This is a genomic window from Acinetobacter sp. YH12249 (assembly GCF_013417475.1).
In the GTDB taxonomy this organism is placed as follows: Bacteria; Pseudomonadota; Gammaproteobacteria; order Pseudomonadales; family Moraxellaceae; genus Acinetobacter.
Map to the genome: position 1 here is coordinate 22469 of NZ_VPDX01000033.1, position 6637 is coordinate 29105.

The 6637-nt window shown below is 38.4% G+C and carries 7 protein-coding genes; 5 read left to right on the forward strand and 2 right to left on the reverse strand.

Translation table 11 applies throughout. The features are described from left to right. Positions 1-110: 110 nt before the first annotated feature. From FTV25_RS14005 to FTV25_RS14025, 5 genes are all read left to right on the forward strand, one after another. Positions 111-1328 (forward strand): L,D-transpeptidase family protein, encoded by a 1218-nt coding sequence (locus FTV25_RS14005; RefSeq protein WP_180004225.1) that lies wholly within the window; start codon positions 111-113, stop codon positions 1326-1328. Positions 1329-1491: 163 nt separating this feature from the next. After that, entirely contained in the window at positions 1492-2190 is a 699-nt protein-coding gene (locus tag FTV25_RS14010) for a pirin-like bicupin family protein (RefSeq protein WP_180004223.1), read from the forward strand. 306 nt (positions 2191-2496) lie between these two features. Then, the gene (locus FTV25_RS14015; RefSeq protein ID WP_180004213.1) at positions 2497-3477 is read left to right on the forward strand and encodes a methyltransferase; all 981 of its coding nucleotides are present in this window, start codon (positions 2497-2499) and stop codon (positions 3475-3477) included. Positions 3478-3713: 236 nt separating this feature from the next. After that, a complete protein-coding gene (locus FTV25_RS14020; RefSeq protein WP_180004211.1) occupies positions 3714-4487 on the forward strand; it encodes a hypothetical protein in 774 nt (257 codons plus the stop codon). A gap of 32 nt (positions 4488-4519) precedes the next feature. Next, positions 4520-5176: a hypothetical protein gene (locus tag FTV25_RS14025; RefSeq protein WP_257218992.1), complete on the forward strand. Its 657-nt coding sequence runs from the start codon at positions 4520-4522 to the stop codon at positions 5174-5176. 104 nt (positions 5177-5280) lie between these two features. Here FTV25_RS14025 and FTV25_RS14030 read toward each other — a convergent pair whose 3' ends face one another. Beyond that, complete coding sequence (locus FTV25_RS14030; protein ID WP_180004209.1) at positions 5281-5766, reverse strand: CinA family protein; 486 nt, start codon at positions 5764-5766, stop codon at positions 5281-5283. A gap of 476 nt (positions 5767-6242) precedes the next feature. Beyond that, positions 6243-6440: a hypothetical protein gene (locus FTV25_RS14035; protein WP_180004200.1), complete on the reverse strand. Its 198-nt coding sequence runs from the start codon at positions 6438-6440 to the stop codon at positions 6243-6245. Positions 6441-6637 lie beyond the last annotated feature (197 nt).

The following is a 6637-nucleotide window of genomic DNA, read 5'->3' on the forward strand; positions in this document are numbered from 1 at the left end:
GATCAAATGTGAGGAATTACACAAAAGAACTACTGCATCTCCACATTTTTTCTGTAATACTTATAGTGTTTTTTCACATAGTTAACGAAATATTTTTAAGGTTGAGTTACATGTTAGTTCGCACAATGCTCGCTGTGAGTCTAGGTTGCATTTTCGCAGGTACTGTTTTCGCTGCGTCTACTGCTGAACAACCATTAAACCCCCAAGTTGTCACTGATGTTGCGGTTCAGGATCCGATTGATCCTTTAGCAACTGAAGCTTCGGCAGCACAAGCAGAAACTCGAATTAGTGCTCAAGAACAACAAGATCTGAAGAAAGCTTCTGAAGCATTAGATGTATTACAAGATACTGAAGACCAGACTGCCGATATCGGTGCTGCTCCAACCACGACTAAAGCACCGACGAATTCTGCTGCTGCGAAAGCATCTTGGACTTTAGACGGCCTTAATAATGCAAGCTGGTATGAAGATATTGGTAAAGGCCAATTTCCGGTATATGCACGTGCGCATGTCATGTTAAATAATGCCCATGCTTCTCCAGGTGCGATTGACGGTACTAGCGGTAAAAATACCTTGAAAGCGATCGCATCTTTCCAGCAAATGAATGGTATTAAACCAACCGGTACATTGACTCAGGAAACTTGGGATGCCCTATTGGCTAAACAGGGTTCTAAGCCTGCTTTTGTTGAATACACCATCACTGAAGAAGACCTGAAAGGTCCTTATGCCGAGTCTATTCCTTCTGACTATGCCTTACAGGCAAAAATGAAAGGTCTGTATTACACTCGCGTAACTGAAATGCTGGGTGAAAAATTCCATATGGATGAAGACTTTTTGAAAAAGTTAAATCCAAAAGCTACCTTTAAGAAAGCTGGGGAAAAGCTGATTGTTGCCAATATCCGCAATGAAGTTCCTGAAGATATTCATTTAATTGTGGCGCATAAAGGTGCTAAGCAGCTTTATCTGTTCAATAGCCGCAACCAGATGATCGCTTCTTTCCCTGCAACGATTGGTAGTTCAAGTACTCCATCGCCAACAGGAACTTATAAGGTGACTGGCGTAGCGAAAAACCCATGGTATAGCTACTCGCCATCTAACTTTGTCCAAGGCAATAACAAGAAACCACTTTCTTTACCACCTGGTCCAAACGGTCCTGTAGGTAATATCTGGATCGGTTTAAGCAAAAAATCATTTGGTATTCACGGTACGCCAAATCCATCTGCAATCTCTAAAACTGCGTCACATGGTTGTATCCGTCTGACTAACTGGGATGCGAATGATTTAGGCCGTAAAGTGAAATCAGGCGTAACTGTCCGTTTCCTTGAATAATCTTTATTTAAATACCTAAGCCCGCTTATGAGTGGGCTTTTTTATACCTGCTTTCTCTTATATCGTTGCAAAAATGCAATGATCTGTCGCCTGTTTATAATTTTTTAAGAATTAAAACAACGTTATGATGATCTCAAGTTAAAAATTAAAGTGAGATAAATTCATGAAAGCTTTTCTACATCCAAGTGAAAATCGTGGTCATGTAAAAATGGGCTGGCTGGAGTCTAAACACAGCTTCTCATTTGGCAACTGGTACAATCCGAACTATATGGGCGTGAGTGCATTACGCGTTATTAATGATGATATGATTGATGCACATCAGGGCTTTGGTACCCATCCGCATGACAATATGGAAATCCTGACCTGTGTACTAAAAGGTACGATTACCCATCAGGACAGTATGGGCAATCATGGCGGTATTGCAGCAGGTGAATGGCAACTGATGAGTGCTGGAACCGGTGTACGTCATAGTGAAATGAACCAGGGTGATGGACAGGTGCATCTCCTGCAAATCTGGATCATTCCGAATGAACGCGATGCTCAGCCGAATTATCAGCAAATTCGTCTGGATGCAAAAGAGCAACCGAATCAATGGCATTTAATCTGTGGACCAAATAACAATGCACCCATGCACATTCGTCAAAATGCAGAAGTCAAAACCGCAGTGATCCATAAAGGCCAAAGTCTGGACATCAAAGCGACTCAGCATATCAATTATGTACATGTGATTTCTGGCTCAGTACAAATTGCAGAATATACAGTTGAAGCTGGTGGTGCGATTGCCTTTATGGATGAGGCAGAAATTAAGGCGATTGAAGATGCACAAGTGATCTGGTTTGATTTACCAGAAGCTGCTCATTAAAACTTCTATTTATATTCAGTCTATGCCGACTCATCATTTTGATCAGTCGGCATTTTTATGGAAAACATATAAAAATAAAAGTGATTCATTCTTTATAAGGATTTGAACTTCAATATCCCACTATACAAATTAAACCAATTCACATCAGTTTTTTACCGAACAACAGCAAATTTTGGGCGAAGATTGAGCTGATCCATTTTGATTGGATCAATATAGCGAATGGCTGTTCTGGTCATTATCTTGTATAGGTTAAAACAGGTGTATGCACCTTTTCATTTATTCTAAATAAACCGAAGAGCACATCTAATGAACCAGATTTTAGAAATTCAAAATAGCCAGCAACAAGCTCTGCACTTTCTATTAAATTTTTTAAAACAGCAGCAATATCAGTTTACCGCCATTACCCCACTTTCCCATCAACGGATTCTGGATCGCAAAAGAAGCGAAAAAAATAAATATAAAACTCTACAGGATATCTTTGGTTGGAATCTGGAATTTACAATTACCGATCTTGATCCTGTTCTTTTTTCATTATTGTTAGAACATCAACTTTTGGAAGTTCAAGATAATGCATATAAAAGTCTGATCAGAGTCGCTTCACTCGAAGACGAATTATTTATTCACTCAGCCTTTCCTACGACCCAACAGGATGCTGTTTTTTTTGGTCCTGATACTTACCGTTTTGCTTATCATTTAAAGCAGTATTTATCTTGCCAGGCCAATTCTTTTAAACGAGCAGCTGAAATATGCTGTGGCACTTCTGCTGCTGCGATTCATATAGCTAAATATTTTCCAGATCATAAGGAAATCTTTGTCGCAGATCTGAACCCGAAAGCCCTTCTCTATAGCCAAATTAATATCGACTTTTCAGGTTTTGATACGATTCATCCTGTGCAGAGTAATTTATTTTCTGGTCTTGAAGGCCAGTTTGACCTGATTTTTGCCAATCCTCCTTATTTAATTGATCCAGATCAACGACAATACCGTCATGGAGGCAATGAACTGAATGGTAATGAATTGTCTTTTAAGATTATTAAACAGGGTTTACAGCGACTCAGTCCAGATGGACGTCTATTTTTATATACTGGCGTCACTATTTGTCAGGACGGCGATCGCTTCTTACAGCATCTGGAGGATTTAATGAAACAGCATCAAAATATTGACTGGTCTTATGAGGAAATTGACCCGGATATTTTTGGTGAAGAGTTAGAGCAACCTGCTTATCAACATGTAGAAAGAATTGCGCTGGCCCTACTCAAGTTCGAAGTCAAAACTGATAGACCATAAAATTTCAGCTCGGGTTGTGGCTATTTTTAAACTGCGGCCTAATTAAAACAAATAAAAATTAACTCAATCCGCATCACATTTAAAATTATTTTTAATAATTATTTATAATTAAAAAACATATACTTAAATAAAATATTAGTTCTATTTTATCACCACGTACTTCTATAATTCTCATCTGATATTTACGACAACTTTAAAAATAATGTCGTCTTTTTGGTTATACCTTGGGGAAAATTATGGAAAGAAATTATTTGAGGTTGAGAACAGCCTTACTAACCTTATCGCTATCGATGAGTCTGATTGCCTGTGGTGGAGATGGCAGTAGCGGAACATCTTCTCCTGCAGAAACACCAGATTCTGCTGTTAATCCACCATCAACAACTAATCCATCTGATAACGAGGAATCATCCCCCTCACCTGTAGAAACACCTGATGGCATTACACCACCTTTAAATCCACAAACGCCAACAACCACCCGGATTAATAAGGCATTGAGTACAGGTGATGCCCGACCTCTGATTCAGCAAGATTCCGCTACATTGCTAGACTGGGCCTTACAGCTCGCCAAGCAACAACAAACATGGCAAAAGGGTTTAATTACCTCACTCTATACCAGTTCAAATGGCAAAGTTTTGCAACCTCAACTGCAATTTACGCCAACTGCTTCGATTAATCTTTATCCTTATGATTTAAGCGCAGCTCTACCAATCGCAGTTTCAGATCAAGCCTGCGGCTGGAATTTAAGTCAGCAGGCGAATAAAGGCTGTGGTCTGGGAGTCGCATCACAAATCGGTAAAGGCCGGGCGCTGGCTTTTGGCCAGAATATGCTGGGGGGGATCTCAGCGAATAGTCCTGACATGGTAGATTTTGCACCCGTGCTCAACAATGGTTTTCGCTGGCTATTGACGGGGAAAACACAAGCACAGCCTAAACAAGAATTAAAACTTACCGTGAATGGCCTGGCACAAACCAACCTGAGCATGATAGAAAATATTTTGCCCACCATTTAGGGGTTAAAGTTACCTTTCTACAATGTAATGTACTGGATCAAACCAATACCTGCTGGAAAGATGCTGACCTGATGATTTTAGGCAGTAATATCGGCGCCAATAATTTTGAATCCAGCTTGATTCAGGAATATCTGGAGGCAGGTAAGCCAATATATTTCCAGGCAATGGGTTATAACGTCACTACACCGATGGAAAAAATCTTTTCGGCATTGAAGATTGAAACCAATAATAATTACTGGCGTGGCCAAGATACTTTACTCATGTCTTCAGGACGTTCCATCACCGATCAATGGAATAAAGTGAATGATATTGATAGTACGATCCAAATGCTGGAATATTTCAAGTCACCAAGTGCGGCACAACGTTTATATAACCAGATCGATTTAAGTAAAGCTTCTCAAGCAGATAAGAATAAACTGGGACTAGGTGCATTTAATGCGAAAAACATGAGCCGCCCTGACCTGATTTATGTACTCAGTTCAAAAATCATGGGCTATGATCTTAAAGATTTCTATGCACTTTATGGCTTGCCTTTAACTGCAACCGCACATGCTTCAGTCGCCATGCTTAATCTGCCGACCGCACCTTTGTATTTCTATGCGCAACCAGATGGCGGTTCAAATCGCCTGGCAACAGGACAATGGCTCACCATTCCAGCAAACGGCCCTCTCCCTAACTATCCTTACTAATTGACCAATTTAATATAAAAAAATCCCGGCTTCGGCTGGGATTTTTTATAGCAGAACATTTTCATGATCCGTGTATTAGCGATCAGTGAGAACTAAATAAATAGCTATTTATTTTTCTTGTCTCGACTGCCTTCAAGGATTTCAATTAAGCTCAGATTAATATTTCTCGCCAGTTTTTTTAATTTCTCTCTCGGTTTTCCTCTGCAAAGAAAGCGGAAACTATAAAGCTCATCTTTATAAGAAATTACATAGAAAAAAGTTCCTACTGGCTTTTCTTTGGTTTCTGTCCCGCCTCTTTTTAAGAGTCCTGTACAGGCAATATAAATATCAGAATAAAACATTTTCTTGGCTTTTCTGACCATTTCCTGTGTGACTTCCATAGATTCTGGTGTATATTTTTTAATAAATTCTGGTTTGATTTTTAAAATATTCTCTTTGACACCCATGTCATAACACACTAGCCCGCCATATAGAATATCGCCAGAATATTTATTTTGGGAAAATCGGTAAGCCAGGTAACCTGCTGATGCACTCTCTAGAAAAGTAATACTTAAATTTTTTTTGGCGAGTAATTTTATACATTTATTCATCGAGTAAACTCCTGACTTTACGATCTTCTATTGAGTATTAAATATTCAAAAATAAAAGATTAAATACTTAGCGTCTGAATGTCCTAGCAAAACTAAAACTGAACTGCCCTTGCTCACCACCTTAAACCAGCTGTATATCCTCAGTCATTTATATGACTTAAGTTCATACCAACGAAACTCATAATAACCTTGACGGGTTTTAACTCTGATTGGCTTTCTGATTTGATGTGTATTAGATTTTTTATAGGTTCATGATAGTTTTATGCCTAAAAGCATAAGTAGTAGAAGATATAAAATATAGATCACTGAAATGATGGCTAAGTCGATTTAAGTGTGAACTAAAATGTGCTTATTAATTCAGGGTTTATTTATAAGACGATGAATAGGTTTAATTAAGAAGTGAATAATTTCAAAGACAAAATCCTGGCAAGATACCAGGATTTTTTATATTCACTTTTGGTCATGTCATATGACCACTAAATAATTTTGAAAATTTTGCTGCTGATGGTGCTTTGAAAAAACATTTCAAAACTTGGGCGAATATTTTCACCTTCAACCGTAATATGTTTAACGTTAGAATCCGATTGGGTATGAACAAAATCAGGGTCAACAGTAGCCTGAATCACGTATTGAACACCGAATTGATCTTTCACATTAATATTTTGCTTAAGCATAAATAAACCTTTAGTAATGATTATAAGAGAGATCGGCTAGAAATTGGTTAGCCAATATATAATTTAAATATTAAATAACCCGAATCGCGGATAAAAAATTGACTTGAAAAATAAGAGGACTAGAGCCATCAGTTGAGTTACCACACAAAACTTAAAACTCTAGTCCCGATGTTTAATAGTACCGAATTATTTTGCGT